Origin of the sequence: Nocardia suismassiliense, assembly GCF_900269665.1 — a bacterium.
Taxonomy (GTDB): domain Bacteria; phylum Actinomycetota; class Actinomycetes; order Mycobacteriales; family Mycobacteriaceae; genus Nocardia; species Nocardia suismassiliense.
Map to the genome: position 1 here is coordinate 6,702,815 of NZ_LT985361.1, position 20,542 is coordinate 6,723,356.

The window sequence follows — 20,542 nt, forward strand, 5'->3', positions numbered from 1 at the left end:
GACCGCCGATGCAGCAAGGTGCCCGCGTGTCGGCGGTCGTTCTGCCGACTACGGCTGTGGGAGAACATGGTTGGACCTCACAGATAGGGGTGGCAGTCCATAAAGTCAGGCGGCCACGATAGTGGCCGCAATCAACGGCCGGTCTGCCGGGCCACCGCTGCACTGGGCAGGCCGTGAGATCGCGGCGCCAACGGCTGCCGCGGTGGGTGGCGGGTCTGCCGAACTCACGGCGGCATGCATGCGGTCACGCGGCGGCAACGATTGTTGCGGTTGATGTCCGGTGGGCTCGGGTGGGGCCGTTCGAGGTCAGGACTACCGGTGTGTCCAGTGTCTGTGCCAGCCAGGGGGCTACGTCTTGCGGCATTTCGGTGAGGGTCGGGTGGGCTGTGGTCAGGAGGTCGGTGAGGTGTTGCTGGTGCACAAGGTCCTGCCAGGGGCCGGGTGGTAGGTCGTTGAGCACGCCGTCGGTGGTGTGGTATTTCGTTGCGGCGTAACGGGTTCCCGGTGTGTCCAGGTGGGTGAGGGCTAGGCCGTCGATGCCGCCGGAGACGGTGATGGCGTAGCGCAGCAGGATCGGGTCGAGGTGGCCCAGGCGGAAGTCACCTTGGTAGGGGCCGGTGGTGTTGTGTGGCTCAGGGAACTCGAGGGTGTGGTCTTCGGTGGGGAGTGGGCCTGCGCCGTGGCGGGTCATGTAGGTGCGGGTGACGCCGAGAATCGCACCGGTGGCGCCGATTTCGGCCAGCATGGCGCGGGCGTTGCGTGGTTCGACGGTGGACCAGGTGGTGTGCGGGTGGAAACCGCGCCACTCGTCGAGCAGGACACCTTGCGCCCCTTCGAAGATCAGCCGACCGCGCCGGGCGAAGCGGGCCAGCTGCTCGCCACCGACGATGCGCACGGCCGCGGCGAACTCCCGATACATGTCGACCAGGGTGTCGATCGGTTCGTAGCGGTGTTCGCTGGGCGCGATCAGCGGACCGTAGTGCGCGGCGAGCGATCGGAGTTTGTCGCGAAGAACCATGGGGCGCAGGCAATCCGACACGGTCGGTGCATCGTGTGCCAGCGCATACCAGGCGGTCTCGCCGATGCCACGTCCGCACGAACCGTGCCGCGAGGAACCCCTCGCGTCCTCGCGGGCACGGTTGGCGGCGATGTGGATCGGCGTGGTGAGCAGGGCCCGGCCGTCGATGTGCAGCAGCGCCAACGGATCCGGCACGCCGAGCGCCGCGAGCGTGCGCGCCTCCCCGGCGAGTGCGATGGGTTCGACCAGCACATGCTGCGAAAGCAGCGTCGGCACACCGGAAAAGGTCCCGGAGCCGAACTGCGCGAACGTGTGGTGCCGTCCGTCGGCGATCACGTTGTGCGCCGCTTGCGCGCCGCCGTTGAACCGCACGACGGCCGACACGTCGAGCCCCGCCGCCGGAGAGCACAACCAGTCGACGGTCGCGCCCTTCCCGGCGTCACCGAAGCCGAGATCGACTACCACGATGTGTGACCGAAACATGGTGTGCCTCAGCTACGCCCACTCGGCAGCGCCCGCATCCGCGGCCCGCTGACCCCCAAGGCCTTGCCGACCGACGCGGCCTCGGCCGCCGACCCGACATCGCGCAGATCCGCGAGCCCGGCGTCCACGTCGACGCGCCCCTCTTCCAGCCCGACGGTCAGTGCGATGAGTTCGCAGACGGCCGCCGGATCGTCGAGCTTCAGGAAGTTCTGGCCCAGCAGTCCGCGCCAGTGGTCGGCGATCTCCGGATCGTCGTAGTAACTCGACTGATTCGGCAGGATGTAGTAGACGTGCCAGCGCTCGGCGAGCTCCCGGTAGATGGACTCCACCGAAACATCGCGCCGCACCGGGTCGCCGATGACGCTGCGGATGTGCCGTGACGCCAGCCGCGCCTTGTTCAGCTCGTCACCGATCAGGAACAGGTAGCCCTTCTTGCGCCGCTTCTCCCAAGCGTCGGTGACGATGTGGGTGGCCATGAAATATCCGGCCAGTTCATAACTTTCGGACTTCTGCCCGCCACCGCCGCCCTCCAGCAGGATGGCGCGCAACTGCTCGTCCATCCGGTTGTCGGACTCGAACTGCCCCACCTGCAACGGCACTCGGTCGCAGTCGGCATCGCCGATGGCGCCGAACAGGATCTGCGGGTCGTCCGCGTAACCCTTGCGTTGCAGCAATCCGTGCAGCTTGCCGAGCTTGCGCTGCATGATCCGCGGCACCCGGCCCATCGAGCCGGTGACGTCGAACAGCACCGCTATGGGCAGCGAATTGCCGTGGTCGGCCGAGTCCCGGCATTCCCGCGCGGTGATACCCAGCGGGTCGAGGGTCGGGTGCGCCTGCCAGTCCCCGTACGGCACCCCCTGCATCTCGGCGGTGTATCCGAAGTCGTCGAGCCCCCGGCTGGCCCGGAAGGCCTTGGCCGCGCGGTAGGCGGTGTCGTCCCAGTTTCCGTATCCCATGGGATCACTTCCTCTCGTGAATCTAGTTTTAGTGTAGATGACTAAAACTCTGCCGGTCAAGGAATGCCCTCGGCGAAACCCGTTCCCTGGCAAGATCGGACGCGTGGAGCTGCGACAGCACAACCCGACCGACGGCATCTATCCGGCCACCGACGACTACGTGCACGCGATGGAGGTCCGCGGTGCCGAGCGCCTGCTATTCGTCTCGGGCACAATGGGTCTCGATGCGGAGGGCAAGCCGGGCACGACCCTGACCGAACAGCTCGAACTGATCTGGTCGAACCTGCGCACCATCCTCGCCTCGGCGGACATGACCGTGGACAACATCGTCCGGCTCACCAGCTACCTGCGCGACGCCTCCGACGCCGATGCGAACGCCGCCGCCCGAGTGGCCGCACTGGGCGGCCGGGCCGTGCCGACCACAGCGATCGTGGCGCAGACCCTGGAGAACGACTGGCTCGTCGAGATCGAGATCGTCGCCGCCCGCTGACGCGCGCAGCGGGATCGCGCCGGGCGGCGTCCTTGGTTCGGCTCGATACCTCTGACCGATGCACTGCTGCGTGACCTCGCCACCGCCGAAAGCGGCCGTTCCGCCGAGCGATTCGTCGTCGGTGCGCTCGAGCGCCATCGAAAATCGAAGGCTCGGGGCGGTGACGGCGGTTTAGGATCGCGGCCATGGATGAGATCGCCCGGAAGCCGACCGTGCTCGCCGTCGAGTCCGCCCTGCGCGCGGCCGGCGTCACCCCGCGGGTACGGGTGCTCCCCGAGACGGCGCCGACCGCGGCCGCGGCGGCCGAACAACTCGGCTGCCCGGTCGCCGCCATCGCCAACAGTCTTATCTTCGACGCCGAAGGCGCGCCGCTGCTGGTGCTCACCAGCGGTGCCCACCGGGTGGACACCGGCAAAATCGCCGCACACCTGGGGATCGGGAAACTGTCGCGGGCCAGCGCGGAGTTCGTCCGGGTACACACCGGCCAGGCCATCGGCGGCGTCGCACCGCTCGGCCACCCGGCGCCGATCAGGACGTTGATCGACGAGACGCTGGCCGATCAGCCGGAGATCTGGGCTGCGGCCGGGCACCCGCACACCGTCTTCCCGACCACCTTCGACGAGTTGCGCGCGGCCACCGGCGCCGAGGCCGTCTCGGTGAACTGAGGGGACATCGGCCCGGTCGACACACGGGACGCCGCTCGGTCGATGAACGAAGCGGCTCAACCGATCGCACATCACTGAGCAGACGTAAGACCCAGCAACGCAGGGGAACTCGGCCGATCGGTCAAGCGGATGGCTCCATGTGGTCGCCGACGAGCATCGTGCCCGGCCCTCGATATCCGCCGGGCCCCTGCGCGAATCGCACATTGTCCGCAGTCAGTGGTGCTTCGCATTCCCGGCACACCACCACGCCCGCGGTGACCCTCCCGCAGTCGTCGTGCACGATCAGCGCGGGCGGCCCCTCGGGTCCGGCCAGCCAGGTGTCGCCCCAGGCGACGAGCATGGTCAGCACCGGGTACAGGTCGCGGCCCTTGTCGGTGAGCAGATATTCGTGCCGCACCGGATTCGACTGGTAGGCACGGGCTTCCACGATGCCGTGCGCTTGCAGCGCGGTCAGGCGGGCGGCGAGCACGTTGGACGCGATGCCGAGGTCGCGGCGGATGTCCTCGAACCGGGTCACGCCGACGAACAGGTCGCGCAGGATGAGTGGCGTCCAGCGTTCGCCGATCGCGTCGATGGTGCGGGCGATCGAGCAGACGATGTCGGACAGCGCAGCCTTGGGCACACCCTCAGCCTAGTCCATTGCTTTTTGCAAGTGACTGCGCCTAGGTTCGAGTCATGGACTCGGCGATGGACGAAGCAACGACCACAGACGCGGTGGACAGGTTCCGCGCGGCGACGAAGGACCGCGATTTCGAGGCGGTGCAGGCGACGCTGACCCCCGACGCCACCCTGATCTCGCCGCTGTCCGGACGATTGGTGTTTCGCGGCGCGGATGATCTGCGCATCCTGCTGACCGCTGCATATGGCGGCGTCTCCGGCCTGCGCTGGACCGAGCAGATCGGGGACGGAGCGCACCGCGTACTACTGGCGGAAGCGGCCCTCGGCCCCTTCCGGTTCACCGAAGCGCTGGTGCTCGAACTCGCCGACGACGGCCGGATCCGCACATTGAAGCCGCACCTGCGCCCGTGGCTCAGCCTCACCGCGCTGGCCGTGTGGCTCGCACCCGGGCTACTCAAGCATCCGGGCGTGCTGCGACGCGCCATGCGTGGAGCGTCCGCGCCGTAGACTGCGCACATGGACCCGTTGACGCGGATCCGCGCGATCTGTCTCGACCTACCGGAGTGCAGCGAACGGCTCAGCCACGGCTGCCCCACCTTCTTCGTGCGCCAGAAGACCTCGTTCGTCAAATACATCGGCGGGGGTTACGACGAGCCCGGCCCGACCATCTGGTGCCCCGCCCCCGAAGGGGTGCAAGCCGAGTTGGTAGACGCCGAACCCGAGCGCTTCTTCGTTCCGCCGTACGTCGGGCCCAGCGGGTGGATCGGTGTCCGGCTCGACATCGACCCGGACTGGGGCGAATTCGGCGAGATCATCCACGACGCCTATCGCAAGGTCGCCCCGAAAAAGCTGGTAGCTGAACTCGACCGATAGGTGGCCGCACACCCCCTGACCCAACGCACATCGAATCACATGCACGAAAGATCAAGGGGTGTGCGGCTTTCCACTACCGGATCAGCGTTTCCACCAGCCCGTCGGCGGTGAGCTCCACCCGCCTGGTGAGCCCGATGTCATCGAGAAAACGCGGGTCGTGGCTGACCACGATCAGCGCCCCCTCGAAACTGGCCAGCGCCTGGGTGAGGTGCTCGAGGCTGGGGAGGTCGAGGTTGTTGGTCGGCTCGTCGAGCAGCAACAACTTCGGGGCAGGTTCGGCCAGCAGCAGCATTGCCAGCGCAGCCCGCAGTCGTTCACCACCGGACAGCGCCGAGGCGGCGACATCGGCGTCGCTGCCGCGAAACAGGAAGCGGGCCAACTGGGCTCGGATCTGTTCCGGCGACGCGTGCGGCGCCGTCGATGCCACGTTCTCGAACACCGACCGCTGCTCGTCGAAGATGTCGAGGCGTTGCGGCAGCATCCGCCACGGCACCTGCGGGCGGGCCGCCACGATCCGGCGCAGCAGCGTGGTCTTGCCCACGCCGTTGCGTCCGGTCAAGGCGATCCGCTCCGGTCCACTGATCCGCAGCGAAACCGTTGGGCCGCAAGCCAACTCCACCTCGTCCAGGTCGATCACGTCCTGGCCGGGATAGAGCCGGGTGTCCGGTAGATCCACCCGGATCTCCCGATCGTCACGCAACAACTCCTGTGCGTGCTGGAGTTGGTCCTTGGCCGTCTCCAGCTTGTCGATGTGGGTGTTGCGCAACTTGCCCGCCGACACCTGCGCCTGCCGTTTGCGTTCGGCCATAATGATTTTCGGTTCACGCTTGGTGTCCCACATCTTCTGCCCGTACCGCTGCCTGCGATCCAGTTTGATCCGCGTCTCGACGAGTTCGCGGGCCTGCTTGCGCACATCGCTGCGCGCGTCGCGGACCGCGGCCCGAGCCGCCTGCTGCTCGGCCTCGATGATCCGCTCGTAATCGCTGAAGTTGCCGCCGAACATCCGGAGGTCGCCGTGCCGCAGCTCGGCGATGGTGCTCATCCGCTCCAGCAGCTCGCGGTCGTGACTGACCGTGAGCACGGTGCCGGAGAACTGGCCGACCACCTCGTAAAGCCGTTCGCGGGCAAGCTGATCCAGGTTGTTCGTCGGCTCGTCCAGCAGCAGGATCTCCGGCTCGGCCAGCAGTTCGGCCACCAGCCCGAGCAGCGTCGTCTCGCCGCCGGAGAGGGTCTCCAGTCGGCGATCCAGCTGTGCGGACGAGTCGGCGACGTAGTGCAGTCCGAGCCGGCCGAGCAGCGCGATGGCCCGTTCCTCGACATCCCAGTGGTTGCCGACGATGTCGAAGTCGGACTCCGCGCCGCCGCCGGATTCGATGCGGTGCAACGCTTTCCGGAGTTCGGCGATGCCGAGCACCGCATCGACCCGCTGGCCCGCGGCGAGACCGAGGTCCTGTCGCAGGTAGCCGAGGTGACCGGTGACCGAGATCGAACCGCGGGTGGGGGTGAGCTCACCGGCGATCAGCCGCAGCAGCGTGGACTTGCCCGCGCCGTTGCTGCCGACCAGGCCGACATGCCCGGGGCCGAGCACGCCGTCGAGTCCGTCGAACACGGGGGTGCCGTCCGGCCAGGCGAAAGTGAGATCGGAAAATGACAGATTTGCCATGGTGACTCCAGAGGTCGCTCAGAATACGCGGCGCGCGACTGCGGACCGCCCGAGTGGCTACCTCATGAAATCAATGGCATGGCTCCGATCAACGGCAATAAGACTCGTCTAGATTAACCACACTTCCGCAACGTGTGCCAGTGATATTTGGATCACACCTGCGCACCGGCACTTTCCGCGCCCGAGGACTAGCCGGCGCCGATCACGCGGGCGATCTCGGAGGGCAGCGGATAGGGCCGCTCGACCGGCAGCGCACGGGCGGCCGCGTCGAGTTTCCCGTCGGCCACCAGCCCCTTGATCCGCCGCGCTTCCGGGGTGACGTCCCGAATCCCGGTGATCCACCGGTCGACATACAACCCCACCGCCGGGCCACCGAGGCCGACCTGCAGCGACCGATGCGCGAGCGGCCGGTGATGCAGGTCGCGCTCCGGATCCCATTGCACCCGAACGGGACTGGTGCGCAGCCGGGCCATCCACGCCCGCTGATCCGAATACATGTCCGGCACATAGTGACTCAGGCAGGACTGCCACAGTGCCCACTCGAACCCGCTGCGGGTGATCGTCACGGCGAGCACCCGCTCCTGGCCCGGCTTACTCCCCCAGCCGCACCGATACATCATCCACAGAAACGACGGCTTGATCCATGTCATGCGCTCCCGGCTGAACGGGGCGACGAAAGTTCCTGCGGCAACGGCGGCTTCGGCGATCTCCGCGGAATACGCTTGATAGACAACCACGGTCGCCGCATCATAGTCAGCTCTGACCTGCCGCATCGGCGGCGAAACACTCACCGGCAGATCCTGACATTCCGACCGCGACACGCCAACGCTGCCGGCGGTGTCCCCAGTGCGGCAGGCCCCGCCGATCTGCGGGCGCCGCACATCTCGGACAGCGCGAGCAGGTTCGGCGCGCCAGCAACCATCGCCGCACCTCCAGCTCACACGTCCAGCTATCCAAAGTATCGGCATTAAGGGCGTCTGAGACGAGACCTCAATTCCGGCGGGGCTACCGCACCGATGCGTGCGGTAGCCCGTGCCGTCTACTCCAGCCCCGCCGCCACAGTGGTCTCAACCGGAGCCGGGGCCTTGCTGGTCTTGGGCACGATCAACGCGCCGACGATGGCACCCGCGGCAAGCAGACCTGCGGCCAGGCGCAGGGACGTCGTGTAGCCGTCGGCCAATGTCGCTCGCCCGGTGTCGGTTCCGATGACACTGGCGGCGACCGTCACCAGGATTGCCAGCCCGAGCGAACCGCCCAGCTGCCGCACGCTGTTGAGCACGCCGGAGGCGAGCCCGGTCTGCTCGGGCGGCACCCCCGACACCGCGGCGGTGCCCATCGCGACCACCGACGCACCGATCCCGATGCTCGCAACCAGCGACGGACCCAGCAGCCCGGTCAAGAAGGTCGTCGAAGTATCGGCGAAACCGAACCACAGCAGGCCGGCGGCGCCGACCAGACCGCCGACCAGCAGCACCGGGCGCGGACCCCACTGCGGTGTCGCCACCATCGCCAGCCGCAGCCCGATCACGATGCCGACGCAGAACGGCAGGATCGCCACGCCGGTGAGTGTTGGGCTGTAACCGAGCACCCGCTGCAAGAGCTGGGCGACGAAGTAAAAACTGGCGATCTGCGCGGAGGTGAGCATGAATCCGAAGACGGTCGCGCCGAGCAGCGAGCGACGGCGCAAAAATTCGAGCGGCACCAGGGGATCCGCCGCCTTGGTCTCCACCCAGGCGAATCCGGCCAGCACCACCACGCCCACGGCAACCCAGCCGAACACGCGCGCCGAACCCCACGCATGACTCTCGGTGGAGATCACCGCGAACACCAACGCCGTCCCCCCGAAGGTGACCAGCACCGCGCCGGGCACATCGAGGCGGCCGCCGCGTTGCGGCACCCGGTTGTCGGTGCCGCGCAGCACCGCCACCACCGCCGCCGCGACGAACAGCAGGTTGACCCACATCACCGACCGCCAGCCGAGATGATCGGTCAGCACACCGCTGAGCACCACTCCCACCGCGCCGCCCGCAGCGCCTGCCCCACCCCACACCGACATCGATTTCGTGCGCTCGGGGCCCTCCGGGAACTCGGAGGTGGCCAGCGCCAACGTCATCGGCGCCAGCACCGCAGCGCCGACCCCCTGCAACGCGCGCGCCGCCAGCAGTTCCCAGCCGTGCTGTGCGGCGCCACCCCACGCGCTGGCCAGGGCGAAGACGCCCAGGCTCGCGAGCAGCAGTGTGCGACGGCCGACGAGGTCGGCCAGCCTGCCGCCGAGCAGCATCAGCCCGGCGAAGGTCAGCAGGAACGCGTTGATCACCCAGCTGAGTCCGGACGGACCGAAGTGCAGCGACTCGTCGATCGCGGGCAGCGCCACGTTGACGATCGAAAGATCCACGGAGACAAGGAACATCACGAGGAACACGACGCCGAGCGTCCATCCCTTACCCGCGCCGGTTCGCTCGGTCACGACAACCTCCATAATTTAGTAACGCGTGTGTTTAATATAGTTAGCACAGCCTTACCTGGGTGTCGAGAGTCTGATCCGGACAATGAGAGGAGTGACAAGCAACGCGCTCCGCCGCCGCGGCCGCCCGGTCCGGGTGCCGCGCGAAGACGTCGTCGCCGCCACCACCCGAATACTCGACGGCGGCGGCGCCGAGGCCTTCAGCATGCGCAAACTCGCCGACGAGCTCGGCGTGAGCACGGCCGCCGTCTACCACCACTTCCCCACCAAAGCGGCACTGATGATCGCCGTGCTGAGCGCCCGCGCCGACCAGCTCGACCGGCCGGAACTACCCGACGCCTCCCGCGACCGGCTCGTCGCGATCATCACCTATCTGATCGACGTCCTGCATGACATGCCCTGGGTCGCCGACATTCTCGTCAGCGGCGAATCGTTCGGCCGAGCCGCCATGTGGATCCTCGACGAATTCGTCGACACCGCAACAGCACTCGGCGCCACCGACGACTACGCCGGTTACATGTACAACGCCGTCTGGCGCTTCGTCCTGGGCGAGCTCATGATGCGCCGCGCCGACGACGAACGCACCGAAGCCACCACCGCCGGCCACCCCCGCCCCCGCTGGACCGACCAGGCCACCCCCGAAGTCCTGGCCGAATTCCCCACCACAGTCCGAATGCTCCCCCAATGGAACACCATCCGCGAGGCCTACCGCACCGAGTCAGCGGTAGGCCACTTCATCGACGGATTGATCGCCGGAATCCCCGCCTGAGGCGGTCAGACCTGGACGATGGAGGTCAGGGGGTAAGCCCCCTGGTGGTCGCGGCCGTTGAGGAAGGTCAGTTCCAGGACTACCGCGGCGGCGATGACTTCGGCGCCGGCTTGGGCGAAGAGGTCGGCGGCGGCGGCGAGGGTGCCGCCGGTGGCGAGCACGTCGTCGAGGAGCAGGATGCGGCGGCCGCGCAGGTCGACGCCGTCGGCGGGGATCTCCAAAGCGGCGGTGCCGTATTCGAGCTGGTATTCGCGGCGCAGGACCGGCGGCGGGAGTTTGCCTGCCTTGCGGACGGCGAGCACGCCGGTGCCGAGGCTGGCGGCGACGCCCGCGCCGGTGAGGAAGCCGCGGGCGTCGATGCCGGCGACCAGGTCAGCGTCGGGGGCGCAGGCGGCGAGGCAGTCGATGACGGAGCGGAAGCCTTCGGCGTCGGCGAAGACGGGGGTGAGGTCGGCGAAACGGATGCCGGGGGCGGGGAAGTCGTCGCGCCAGCGGGTCAACTGCTCGACCGCGTGCGCGGCCCGGCCGGTCCGATCGGCGGCTAACTCCTCGGACTCGATCGCCGCGTGCTTACTCATCGACACCTCTCCATCATCACACCAAGGAGCGCGGGCACGGGCGAATACCCGGGCCCGCACCCACAGCACCTGTCACCGCTTCAACACCCAGCGGTCCATGTTCCAACCCGACCCCGCCTGATTGGGCGCGGCGATCCCGTTCTGCAGACCACCGCCGAACGCGATCGTGCGCGGGGTGGCGAACAAGGGAATGCTCGGCAGCTCCGCCCACAGCAGGTTCTCGGCATCGGTCAGCAGCCTCAGCTGTGTGGTCGAGTTGTCGTCGGCCACAAGCTGATCGGTGATCGAATCGTAGCGGCCGTTACCGAATCGCCCGAAATTGAGCCCGCTACCGGTGCGCAACGCACTGGTGGCCGCGACCCCGGTCAGCGATCCGGCCGGGCCTGGCGCGGCGGCGGTACTGGCCAGGACAGCGTCGACTTTGCCCTCGGTGAGCTGGGACGGGGCGAAATCGGCCGCCCCGGCGTCGACGACGGTGATACCCGCCGGCTTGCAGGCTTCCGTGATCATCGCCACGGTCTGCGCGCGACGTTCATCAGGACGCAGATAGCCGATGCGGATGGTCGGATTGTTGGTCCGCGACGCGGCGACGGCTTGCGTCGAGGCGGGCACGTCGCCGCCGCCGAACTTGCCTGCCGCACCGGTGACCGACGGATAGAACAGCGAATCCTGCTGCACGATATGCCCGTTCAGCGGCCCGGAACCGAGCCCGCTCTTGGGCGCGTCCGGCACTTTGCCGAGCTTGTCGAACAGCGCCTGGCGCGGCACGCACAGCGCGAATGCCCGGCGCATGTCGACCGAGCCGAACACCCCGCCGGTCGAGAGCACCAGCTGCTCGGCGCCCCGCCCGGGCAGGTTCTGCACCCGGAACCCTTCCAGGTTCAGGTCTTTGATCGATCCGGTACCGATGTCGACGACACCGAGGGCGCTGTCGCCCTCCTTGGATTTCAGGTCGACGTTCTTGGGCCAGATCAGGATTCGACCGGTCTCCGGCTTGGTACCCCACCACCGTTCGTTGGCGACCAGTACCAAACCGTCCTTCTCGCTGAAGGATTCGATCCGGTACGGCCCGGACGACGGGAACCGCGTCAGGTCGAGATTGCTGCCGAAGGCCCAGCCGGTGTTCCAGAATTCGGCGATCCGCCCGAGCGCGCTCGGATCGGCGGATTGCAAGGCGGACACCACATTCGGCACGTTCGCCACCCGCGCCGCGACATGCGCGGGCACCAGCTCGCCCGCGGTGAACAGGTTGCGCCAGGCCGAGTAGTGCCGATCCGGCCGGAACACCACCGTGGCGTCGCGCGAGCCGGGCTGGCAGTCCACCCGTTCGATGTCGGCGTAGCCCGCGGTGCTCGCGGCGTCGAACAGCGGAATCGGCCCTCGGTCACCGGGTTTGGTGAATCGCCCGCTGTGCGACGCCCAGGCGAGCACCAGGTCGTCACAGGAGGTGGGTACGCCGTCGGAGTACACACCGTCGGGGTTGAGCCGGTACTGGATGGTCTGGACGTCGCCGGGCACCTCCTTGGCGGTGCCGAAGTCGGTGTCGGCGACCTGCTGCCCCTCGGGTCCGGTGTAGAAGAACCCGGTGAGCACCCGGGCGAACACCGCGCTTGCGCCGCTGCTCGCACCGAGGGTGCTGCCGCCGTTGTAGCTGGCGACGGTGGCGTCCACGGCATAAGCAATGGACGGCACCTGGTTCTTGCTCGAGCACCCGGCCGCCAGTCCGGCGGCCAGGGTGCCCGCGGCCACCACCGCGATCAGACGTACCGCTCGGCTGCGTGGCTTGCGCATGAAACCCCTGTCTGTGTCAGTGCCGCCGCTTCTGCCGTTTCCCGCTCGGGCGCGCGCCCGGGCGGGGCGCCTGCCCCGGTTCCCGCGGCCTGCGCGGTTCGTCGTCGTAACCACGGCCGGTCGCGGCGGTGGCCCGGCGTTCCGCCTCGTAACCGGCCCGCGCGCTCGCGGCCCCGGCCCGGCGGGACATGACCCGGTCGGTGTGCTTGGCGACCGGACCCCAGCGTTCCTTGATCGACACCAGCAGCGGTGTCGCGAAGAAGATGGAGGAGTAGGTGCCGACCAGCAGACCGACCAACTGCACCAGCGCGAGGTCCTTGAGCGTGCCGACGCCGAGCATCCAGACCGCGATGACCATCAGCGCGACGATCGGCAGGATGCCGATGAGCGCGGTGTTGATGGACCGCATCAGGGTCTGGTTCACCGCGAGGTTGGCCTGCTCACCGTAGGTGCGCCTGCTCAAATGCAGGATGCCCCTGGTGTTCTCCTCGACCTTGTCGAATACGACCACCGAGTCGTAGAGCGAGAAGCCGAGGATGGTCAGGATGCCGATCACGGTCGCCGGGCTCACCTCGAAGCCGACCAGCGAGTACACACCCGCCGTGACGGCGACGTCGAAGATCAGCGCGGCCAGCGCGGCGATCGCCATGTGCGTTTCGAACCGGATGGCGATGTAGATGACGACCAGCACCAGGAACACCGCCAGCGCGATGAGCGCCTTGCGGGTGATCTGGCTACCCCAGGTCTCGCTGACGTCCGAGGCGCTGATCGCGGCCCGGCTGGGGTTACCGTCCTTGCCCTTGGGCTGGAACTCGGTGAACAACGCGTTGTTCAGCTTGTCCACCTGGTCCTTGTCCAGCGCCTCGGAGCGGATCAGGATGGTGGCGTTGCCGCCGCTGCCGACGGTCTGCACCGAGACGGGATCGGTGCCGATCGCGGACCGGTAGACGTTCTCGACCTCACTGGTGCTCGCACCCGCGGCGGGGAACTGGATGCGCGAGCCGCCCTCGAAGTCGATGCCGAAGTTGAAGCCACGGAAAATGATGCTGCCCAACGAGATCAGGATGATCGCGGCGGGGATCAGGTACCACATCCGGCGCTTGCCGATGACGTCGATGGCGCCGGTGCCGGTGTAGAGCCGGTTGAAGAAACCGTGCTTGGGCTGCTCGGACACCGCGGTGAACACGTCCGTGGTCTCGGCCGGGTTCTCGGGGCGCGAGGTGCTCGTGTGATTGGTCATCTCGTTTTCACGCCTTCCCGAGTGCGGCCTGGGCCGCCTTCCGCTCGCGCGCGATCTGCTGGACCGCACCGAGGCCGTTCACCGACGGTTTCGCCCAGAAGTTCGTGCGCGAGGCGAGCAATACCAGCGGCGAGGTCATCAGGAACACCACGACGACGTCGAGGATGGTGGTGAGGCCGAGGGTGAACGCGAAGCCCTTCACCTGCCCGACCGCGAGGATGTAGAGCACCGCGGCGGCGATGAAGCTGACCGCGTTGCCGGACAGAATGGTCCGGCGGGCCCGCTGCCAGCCGCGTGGCGCGGCGGAACGGAAGCTGCGGCCCTCGCGCATCTCGTCCTTGATGCGTTCGAAGAACACCACGAACGAGTCGGCGGTCATACCGATACCGATGATCAGACCGGCGATACCGGCCAGGTCGAGGGTGAACCCGATCCATCTGCCGAGCAGCACCATGATGCCGTAGACCGCGAGACCCGAAGCCACCAGCGACAATCCGGTGACGAACCCGAGCATTCGGTAGTAGGCGAGGCAGTAGAGCAACACCACGGCCAAGCCGATCGCACCGGCGAGCAGGCCCGCCTTCAGCGAGGACAGCCCCAGCGTCGCCGACACCGTCTCGGCCTCCGAGGTCTGGAACGACAGCGGCAGCGAACCGTACTTCAGGGTGTTCGCCAGTTCCTTGGCGGACGCGGCGGTGAAGTTACCGGAGATCTGGGTGCGGCCGCCCTGCTGCGGGCCCTGCTGCACGACCGGCGCGCTGACCACCTTGGTGTCGAGCACGAAGGCGACCCGCTTGTTGACGTACTCGCCGGTGAGCTGGGACCAGGCGTCGCTACCCGCGGACTTGAACTCCAGGTACACCTCGTGCCGCGCCTGCTGGGTGTTCATGCCCGAGGTGGCGCTCTTGATCTCCTGGCCGTCGATGCGGCTCTTGTCGAGCAGCAGGATCTCCTGGCCGTCGGTGGAGCAGGCGACCAGCGGCAGGTTCGGATCGTCGTTGCCCTGCAACGGATCCGGCTTGCTGCAATCCAGGGCGGCCATCGCGGCCTGCGCGATGTTCGGGTCGGAGCTCTGCCGGACCGCCTTGGCGTCCTGAATCTCCTTGACCGCCAGTTCCTGCGGCGTCAGATTCGGATCGGCGGGCGGTTGTGTCGGTGCCTGGGCCGGGAACACACGCTGCTGCGGGGCCGGCTCCGGCTGCGGAGCGGGGACCTCACCCGAGGCCGGTGCGCCGACGGACGGCGCCGAGTCGGCAGGCGCGGGCGCCGGTGCCTCACCCGCGGCAGGCGGTGGCGCCTCACCGGGGGCCGGTGCGGCCGGCGGCGCCTGGCCGCGCTGCGCCGCGGGCACGGCGTTGAGCACCGGACGGATGTACAGCTTGGCGGTGGTCGCCAGTGCGCGCGCCTGCGCCCCGTCGTCACCCGGCACCGTGATCACCAGGTTGTCGCCGTCGATGACGACCTCGGACCCGGCGACACCGAGACCGTTGACCCGGTTCTCGATGATCTCCTGCGCCTTCTTCAGGCTGTCTTGGTTCGGCTTGCCGCCGTCCGGGGTGCGAGCGGTCAGCGTGACCCGGGTACCACCCTGGAGGTCGATGCCGAGCCGTGGTGTCGAGGATTTGTCACCGGTGAAGAACACCAGCGCATAGATCACGGCCAGCAGCGCGGCGTAGACACCGAGCAGCCGGAGCGGATGCGCCGATCCCTGGGAAGGTGGCACAGTACGTCATCTCCTAGGCGGGAAGTCGAGAGTGGAACAGGCAAGCACACCCCAGCGTCGCCGGGTGCGGGCAGTAATGGCGTGAACGACGGCCCGCCGGTCGGCGGGCCGTCGCAAGCACCGAACCGGCGATCAGTCCTTGGTCAGCCGGGTCTGGGTCTGCTCGGGGGATTCCTCGATCGCGTCGACCGCGGTCGCACCGGTCGAGTCGGTGTCGATCGCGTCGGTGACGGCCTCGGTCTCGGTCTCGACGCGCACCTCGCGGATGGCCGCGCGCAGCCACGTCGTCACGACCTCCTCGGCGATCTCGAGATCGACCGTGGTGTCGTCGAGATCGACGACGGTGCCGTACAGCCCCGACGTGGTGATGACCTGGTCGCCGGCCTTGAGGCTGTCCTGCATCTCCGTGACCTTGGCGGCTTCCCGCTTCTGGCGGCGGACACCGAGGAACATCGGCACGAGCAGGGCTACCAGCAGCAGCGGAAACAGAAGTTCCATCGTCGAAGTCAGTCCCTAGTCTTGTGGGTGGGATGGGTATGTATCCAGACAGTCTGCCAGTTCATGTCTCCGCCGCCACACCGGCACACCTGCTGGGGAGCACGGCTGCGCGGATCGGCCATATCGCACCCGGAATTCGACGCGGCCACCGGAGTGCGAAGAGCCCGGTCGGTTTGCCCGTAAATTCTCCGCCCGGAAACGTATCCGCAGCGAATTACGTTGGCATACAGTAGAAATCGCAGGGAATTCATCAGCGCAGGACGTCCCGACGGCGTGGCCGGGGAGCCTGATCTACGCACGAACTCATCGATCGTCGAGCCGTGTCCCGGGACGTCCTGTGCGTTCACAAAGGGGAAGATGATGGCTCAGGAAGCCAGAATCGACGTCAAAACGCTATTACAGAAGGCGACAGGGGATCTGTCCGCGCCCGAACTGTACGACCTGGCGCGGATCGCCGAATCGGGACCGTGGTTCGGCACCCCGACCATCAGATCCGCGGAGTCTCCGCGCCCGCCGGACTACGAGTGGCCGCTCGTGTCCCAGCATCCGTACCTGGGGAAATACGGTAAGGGCACCGCATCGGTCCATCTGGCGAACGGGCACGACCGGCTGGTCAACCCGATGATCTTCGCCGACGGCTTCAGTTACGGCCCCAGCGATCTCGACGCACTGTGGCAATGGTTCAACGAGCCCTACTCCGACGCGGGTGAGCGACTGTTCGACCAGCTGCTCGCCTCGGGTATCGACATCGTGCTGCTCGGCTTCGACATCCGCCACGACTACCTCCAGGTCAACGCGGGTGTCGCACGGGCATGCATCGGCAAGGTCATCGCCGAGCGGCAGGGCAACAATCCGCTGATCACCGGCGGGGTGAGCATGGGTGGCCTGGTCACCCGCTACGCGCTCGCCGCCATGGAACGCGACGACGAGGACCATCAGACCGAGACCTATCTGTCCTGGGACTCGCCGCACAACGGGGCGTGGATCCCGCTGATCCTGCAGCAGATGGCCTACTTCTTCGAGTTCTTCGAGGCGCTCACGCCGGGTAAGGCGAGCAAGGCGAGCCTGATCCGCAGCCCGGCGGCCCAGCAGTTGCTGTGGGCGTGGGTCGAGGACGCGCGGTATTCGGGGCCGGTCGCCACCGCGTCGCCGCTGCGCGCCCAATTCGTCCAGGAGCTGGCCGAACTCGGCGGCTTCCCGCAACGGCCGGTGCGACTCGGCGTGGCGAACGGCCGCGGGGACGGGCAAGGTCCCGCGCTACAGCCCGGCGAGGTGGTGTTCGACAAGAAGTTCCTCGGCGGCATCGTCGGCAGCGCCACCGCGCGCTACCAGCCTGCCTTCGGCGAGCAGCAGCCGGTCGGCGGCATGCATCTCGGCCTGACCTCCCGCACCTCGACGACCACCGCGGTCGCGCCGTTCGACGGTGCGCCCGGTGGCATGCTCGATTCGTTCGGCCAGGTCGCCACGACCCTGGGGGTCGAGCTGGAGGAGATGAAACGCTGGAGTTGCTTCGTCCCGTCGGTCAGCGCGGTCGCGCTGGACTTCGACCCGATGACCTGGGAGGTCGAGCTGGACCAGGATCTGCGCAAGGTGACGGCCGAGCACACCATGCTCACCGAGTTCTGTTGCAACGCAATAAATACCGAGCACTCGGCGGTAACTCCGACGCTGGCGGAGTGGGTGCTTCGTAAGATCGCGAAATAGCGCGGTGCGCCCCGCCGGTGTGGGTCCGGCGGGGCTTGCGTTACCTCGTACCTCGACTCAGGCGGACTTGCCGTACACGTAGTCGTCGAGCGGGAAGCTGACCGCTTCACGGTGCGCGGCGAGGGTGCTGGTCGGGCGCAGCAGCGCGGCCTCGCCGTGCGGGTTGAAGTAGTAGCTGCGCGCGGTCGAGCAGTCGCCGCCGTAGAAGACGGAGGTGCCGAGCTTGTCGGTGACCTTGTCCAGGAAGCCCGCGTTGGCCGCCTCGGTCACCTCGAAGGTCTGCTCGCCGCGGCGGAACAGCTCGCCGAAGAGCCGCCCCATGTGCTTCATCTGCGCCTCGATGGTGGTGAAGTACGACAGGCCGCTGTAGGAGTACGGGCTGTTGAGGCTCAGGAAGTTCGGGAACTTCGGCACGGTGATGCCCTCGTAGGCCTGGAAACGGTTGTCCCGCCAGAACTTTCCGAGGTTGACGCCGTCGCGGCCGATGATCTCGATGGCCGGGAAGTTCACGTCCCACAGGTTGAAACCGGTAGCCAGGATCAGCGTATCGATCTCGGTCTTGTGGCCGTCGGCGGTGACGATGCCGTCGGGCTCGACGCGCTCGATCGAGTTGGTCTCCAGGCGCACGTGCGGCTGGTTGAACGTGCGGAAGTAGGTGTTGGAGAAGGTCGGTCGCTTGCAGCCGAAGTCGTAGTGCGGCGTGAGCTGCTTGCGAGTCTCCTTGTCGCGCACCGAGGCCCGCAGGTGCGCCTTGGCGAGCACGCCCGCGGCCTTGTTCAACGGCTTGGCCTGCGTGTAGTGCAGAACGCCGACGACCATGAGGGCCTCGAGCAGGCTGGTGTTGAACAGCCGCGCGGCCTTCTGGGTGACGGGCACCCGGTCGAACAGCTTCTGCACCGGCGCGGGGATAGCCGCGTCGATCTTCGGCACCACCCAGATCGGGGTGCGCTGAAAGACGGTGAGCGCCTGCGCCTTCTTGGCCACCTCGGGCACCAGCTGCACCGCGGTGGCGCCGGTCCCGATGATCGCCGCCTTGCGACCGGTGAGGTCGAAATCGTCCTCCCACGCGGTGGTGTGGATGATCTTGCCCTGGAACGAGTCGATGCCGGGGAACGGCGGGGTGTAGGGCTGGGACAGGAAGCCCGTCGCAGTGAGCAGGTAACGGCCCGTGAGGGTTTCACCGCCCGCGATCGAGACCACCCAGTGCTGGTGCTCTTCGTCCCAGCGCGCACCGTCGACCACCGTGCCGAAGCGCATCCGCCGGCGCAGGCCGTACTTGTCGGCGACGTGTTTCGCGTACTTCTTCAGCTCCGCGCCCGGCGCGAACAGCCGCGTCCAGTACGGGTTCGGCTCGAAGGAGTACGAGTAGGTCACCGAGGCGATGTCGACCGCGAGGCCGGGGTAATGGTTGACGTGCCAGGTGCCGCCCAGGTCGTCCTCGCGATCGAGGATGACGTAGTTGCTCAGGCCGAGCCGATCGAGCTCGATGCCCGCCCCCATGCCACCGAATCCCGCTCCGACCACGACCGCGTCGTACTGAGGCGCCACTCCGAACCTCCAAGTATGTGAACCGTTTATCACAGAATGACACATCATTCCGTTTGTGACGACTGTATCATCGGGGTCGTGACGAAGCCATTGACGCGTGCCGAGCGACGTAAAGCCGAGCTCCGGCAAGAGATCATCGACACCGCGTTCGTCTGCTTCGCGGAGAAGGGCTATCACGGCACCGGGATCGCCGATATCGCCGGTCATCTCGGCATCGGGCACGGCACCTTCTACCGGTACTTCAGCAACAAGCGCGACATCATCGACCACGTCATCGATGACCTGTCCGCCAAGATCATCGACACCCTCGGCACCGAGAACGCCCCCGACGCCGCCACCACGCTGGACGAATACCGCGCGCAGACCGATCGGATCGGCCAGGCGCTCACGCACATCCTGATGGACGACCGCCGGGTCGCGCAGTTGCTGCTCGTGCACGCGCCCGGCATCGACGACGAGCTGACCGCGCGCCTCTACGGCCTGCTCGACATGGCCGACGCGCTGACCGCCGGCTACCTGGAGCACGGCGTCGAACACGGTTATCTACGAGCGGATCTGGACACGGTCAACACCGCGCGGGCGGTCACCGGCATGCTGCTGGCCGGCATCATGCACGGCCTTCGCGACACCGACAAAAGCTCCATCCAAGGCCTCAACGAGGCCATCCGGCGGCTGCTGATCGACGGTGTCCGCAAGGACTGAGCAAATCGATAAGCCCCCTGACGGCGTTCGCGGCGTTAAGGTGTGGGAACTGTTCCGACGCTGTCCGCCAGGGGGCGCTCGTGGTCGCAAGAGACCAGGGAGTACGAAAAATCCACATTCCCACGGACCGGCGTACCGGGCCTGACAGAATGTCGCCCGTGACCCCCGAGGATGTGAGCCGGATCAGTTTCGCGACACCACCATTCGGGCAGCGTGGCTACCACGCGGACGAAGTGGACGCCTTCCTCGACCTCGTCGCCGCGACCATGGCCGGGCGGGGTGCGCTCGCCGCCGACGATCTACGGCACGTCACCTTCGACGCACCGCGGCCCGGCGGGCGCGGATATCGCGCCGACCAGGTCGACGAATATTTGGATCGGGTGCGCGTCGAGTTGGAGAACCGGCAGCGCGGGGTGCGGCCCGCACCGGCCGGGAACGGGCAGTCGATGCTCACTCCGGACGATGTGCAGCGGATGCGGTTCACCCCCTCGCCGGTCGGGCGGCGCGGATACCACGACGAAGAGGTCGACGCGTTCCTCGATCTGGTCGCGGCCACCCTCGCGCACGGCGGGCCGGGCAGTCTGACCGTCGCCGATGTGCGCTCGGTGCGGTTCACCGAGGCGCGGCTGGGCACGCGCGGATACTCGCGCGAAGAAGTGGACGCGTTCCTGGATCTGGTGGTGACAGCGCTCGAGCGTGCCGAGCATCAGCATCATCGGTGGACGTTGCACCGGGACGTCGGCGACTAGGTTCGGCCTA

The 20,542-nt window shown here is 67.5% G+C and carries 20 protein-coding genes; 8 read left to right on the plus strand and 12 right to left on the minus strand.

Annotated elements, in window-relative coordinates; genetic code table 11:
- Positions 1-244: 244 nt before the first annotated feature.
- Positions 245-1,501 carry an adenylosuccinate synthetase gene (locus tag DBO33_RS29720; protein WP_107658017.1) on the minus strand — a complete coding sequence of 419 codons (1,257 nt, stop codon included), beginning with the start codon at positions 1,499-1,501 and terminating at the stop codon, positions 245-247.
- Between the two features lie 8 nt (positions 1,502-1,509).
- Entirely contained in the window at positions 1,510-2,457 is a 948-nt protein-coding gene (locus DBO33_RS29725; RefSeq protein ID WP_107658018.1) for a hypothetical protein, read from the minus strand.
- 37 nt (positions 2,458-2,494) lie between these two features.
- Here DBO33_RS29725 and DBO33_RS29730 point away from each other — a divergent pair, with 37 nt between their 5' ends.
- Together DBO33_RS29730 and DBO33_RS29735 are read left to right on the plus strand one after the other, a co-directional pair.
- Positions 2,495-2,947, plus strand: a complete 453-nt coding sequence (locus DBO33_RS29730; RefSeq protein ID WP_234391114.1) for a RidA family protein — start codon at positions 2,495-2,497, stop codon at positions 2,945-2,947.
- A 185-nt stretch (positions 2,948-3,132) separates the two neighbouring features.
- Positions 3,133-3,612 (plus strand): YbaK/EbsC family protein, encoded by a 480-nt coding sequence (locus DBO33_RS29735; RefSeq protein ID WP_107658020.1) that lies wholly within the window; start codon positions 3,133-3,135, stop codon positions 3,610-3,612.
- A 121-nt stretch (positions 3,613-3,733) separates the two neighbouring features.
- Here the strand turns inward: DBO33_RS29735 and DBO33_RS29740 are convergent, their stop codons facing one another.
- Positions 3,734-4,234 carry a winged helix-turn-helix transcriptional regulator gene (locus tag DBO33_RS29740; protein ID WP_199856796.1) on the minus strand — a complete coding sequence of 167 codons (501 nt, stop codon included), beginning with the start codon at positions 4,232-4,234 and terminating at the stop codon, positions 3,734-3,736.
- Positions 4,235-4,287: 53 nt separating this feature from the next.
- Here DBO33_RS29740 and DBO33_RS29745 point away from each other — a divergent pair, with 53 nt between their 5' ends.
- Together DBO33_RS29745 and DBO33_RS29750 are read left to right on the plus strand one after the other, a co-directional pair.
- On the plus strand, positions 4,288-4,737 hold the full coding sequence (locus DBO33_RS29745) for a nuclear transport factor 2 family protein (RefSeq protein WP_107658021.1): 450 nt from the start codon (positions 4,288-4,290) through the stop codon (positions 4,735-4,737).
- Between the two features lie 9 nt (positions 4,738-4,746).
- On the plus strand, positions 4,747-5,103 hold the full coding sequence (locus DBO33_RS29750; RefSeq protein ID WP_107658022.1) for an MmcQ/YjbR family DNA-binding protein: 357 nt from the start codon (positions 4,747-4,749) through the stop codon (positions 5,101-5,103).
- Between the two features lie 73 nt (positions 5,104-5,176).
- Here the strand turns inward: DBO33_RS29750 and DBO33_RS29755 are convergent, their stop codons facing one another.
- The 3 genes from DBO33_RS29755 to DBO33_RS29765 all read right to left on the minus strand — a co-directional run bounded on the left by DBO33_RS29755 (position 5,177) and on the right by DBO33_RS29765 (position 9,233).
- Positions 5,177-6,766 carry an ABC-F family ATP-binding cassette domain-containing protein gene (locus tag DBO33_RS29755; RefSeq protein WP_107658023.1) on the minus strand — a complete coding sequence of 530 codons (1,590 nt, stop codon included), beginning with the start codon at positions 6,764-6,766 and terminating at the stop codon, positions 5,177-5,179.
- A 188-nt stretch (positions 6,767-6,954) separates the two neighbouring features.
- Positions 6,955-7,539 carry a DUF4291 domain-containing protein gene (locus tag DBO33_RS29760; protein WP_107660694.1) on the minus strand — a complete coding sequence of 195 codons (585 nt, stop codon included), beginning with the start codon at positions 7,537-7,539 and terminating at the stop codon, positions 6,955-6,957.
- Between the two features lie 266 nt (positions 7,540-7,805).
- On the minus strand, positions 7,806-9,233 hold the full coding sequence (locus DBO33_RS29765; protein ID WP_159080595.1) for an MFS transporter: 1,428 nt from the start codon (positions 9,231-9,233) through the stop codon (positions 7,806-7,808).
- Positions 9,234-9,315: 82 nt separating this feature from the next.
- Here DBO33_RS29765 and DBO33_RS29770 point away from each other — a divergent pair, with 82 nt between their 5' ends.
- On the plus strand, positions 9,316-9,999 hold the full coding sequence (locus tag DBO33_RS29770) for a TetR/AcrR family transcriptional regulator (RefSeq protein WP_234391116.1): 684 nt from the start codon (positions 9,316-9,318) through the stop codon (positions 9,997-9,999).
- Between the two features lie 5 nt (positions 10,000-10,004).
- Here the strand turns inward: DBO33_RS29770 and DBO33_RS29775 are convergent, their stop codons facing one another.
- The 5 genes from DBO33_RS29775 to yajC all read right to left on the minus strand — a co-directional run bounded on the left by DBO33_RS29775 (position 10,005) and on the right by yajC (position 15,829).
- Positions 10,005-10,577 (minus strand): adenine phosphoribosyltransferase, encoded by a 573-nt coding sequence (locus DBO33_RS29775; RefSeq protein WP_107660695.1) that lies wholly within the window; start codon positions 10,575-10,577, stop codon positions 10,005-10,007.
- Between the two features lie 72 nt (positions 10,578-10,649).
- Entirely contained in the window at positions 10,650-12,368 is a 1,719-nt protein-coding gene (locus tag DBO33_RS29780; RefSeq protein ID WP_107658026.1) for an ABC transporter substrate-binding protein, read from the minus strand.
- A gap of 16 nt (positions 12,369-12,384) precedes the next feature.
- The gene (secF, locus tag DBO33_RS29785; RefSeq protein ID WP_107658027.1) at positions 12,385-13,608 is read right to left on the minus strand and encodes a protein translocase subunit SecF; all 1,224 of its coding nucleotides are present in this window, start codon (positions 13,606-13,608) and stop codon (positions 12,385-12,387) included.
- A gap of 7 nt (positions 13,609-13,615) precedes the next feature.
- Entirely contained in the window at positions 13,616-15,331 is a 1,716-nt protein-coding gene (gene secD, locus DBO33_RS29790; RefSeq protein ID WP_107658028.1) for a protein translocase subunit SecD, read from the minus strand.
- Positions 15,332-15,463: 132 nt separating this feature from the next.
- Positions 15,464-15,829 carry a preprotein translocase subunit YajC gene (gene yajC / locus DBO33_RS29795; RefSeq protein WP_107658029.1) on the minus strand — a complete coding sequence of 122 codons (366 nt, stop codon included), beginning with the start codon at positions 15,827-15,829 and terminating at the stop codon, positions 15,464-15,466.
- Between the two features lie 360 nt (positions 15,830-16,189).
- On the opposite strand from yajC, the gene DBO33_RS29800 reads away from it, so the two are divergent.
- The gene (locus tag DBO33_RS29800) at positions 16,190-17,533 is read left to right on the plus strand and encodes a hypothetical protein (protein WP_234391117.1); all 1,344 of its coding nucleotides are present in this window, start codon (positions 16,190-16,192) and stop codon (positions 17,531-17,533) included.
- A 57-nt stretch (positions 17,534-17,590) separates the two neighbouring features.
- On the opposite strand, the gene DBO33_RS29805 is transcribed toward DBO33_RS29800, so the two are convergent.
- Positions 17,591-19,081 carry a flavin-containing monooxygenase gene (locus DBO33_RS29805; protein ID WP_107658031.1) on the minus strand — a complete coding sequence of 497 codons (1,491 nt, stop codon included), beginning with the start codon at positions 19,079-19,081 and terminating at the stop codon, positions 17,591-17,593.
- Positions 19,082-19,117: 36 nt separating this feature from the next.
- Here DBO33_RS29805 and DBO33_RS29810 point away from each other — a divergent pair, with 36 nt between their 5' ends.
- The gene (locus DBO33_RS29810; RefSeq protein WP_107658032.1) at positions 19,118-19,783 is read left to right on the plus strand and encodes a TetR/AcrR family transcriptional regulator; all 666 of its coding nucleotides are present in this window, start codon (positions 19,118-19,120) and stop codon (positions 19,781-19,783) included.
- A 149-nt stretch (positions 19,784-19,932) separates the two neighbouring features.
- A complete protein-coding gene (locus DBO33_RS44605) occupies positions 19,933-20,532 on the plus strand; it encodes a DivIVA domain-containing protein (RefSeq protein WP_107658033.1) in 600 nt (199 codons plus the stop codon).
- The last annotated feature ends 10 nt before the right edge of the window (positions 20,533-20,542 follow it).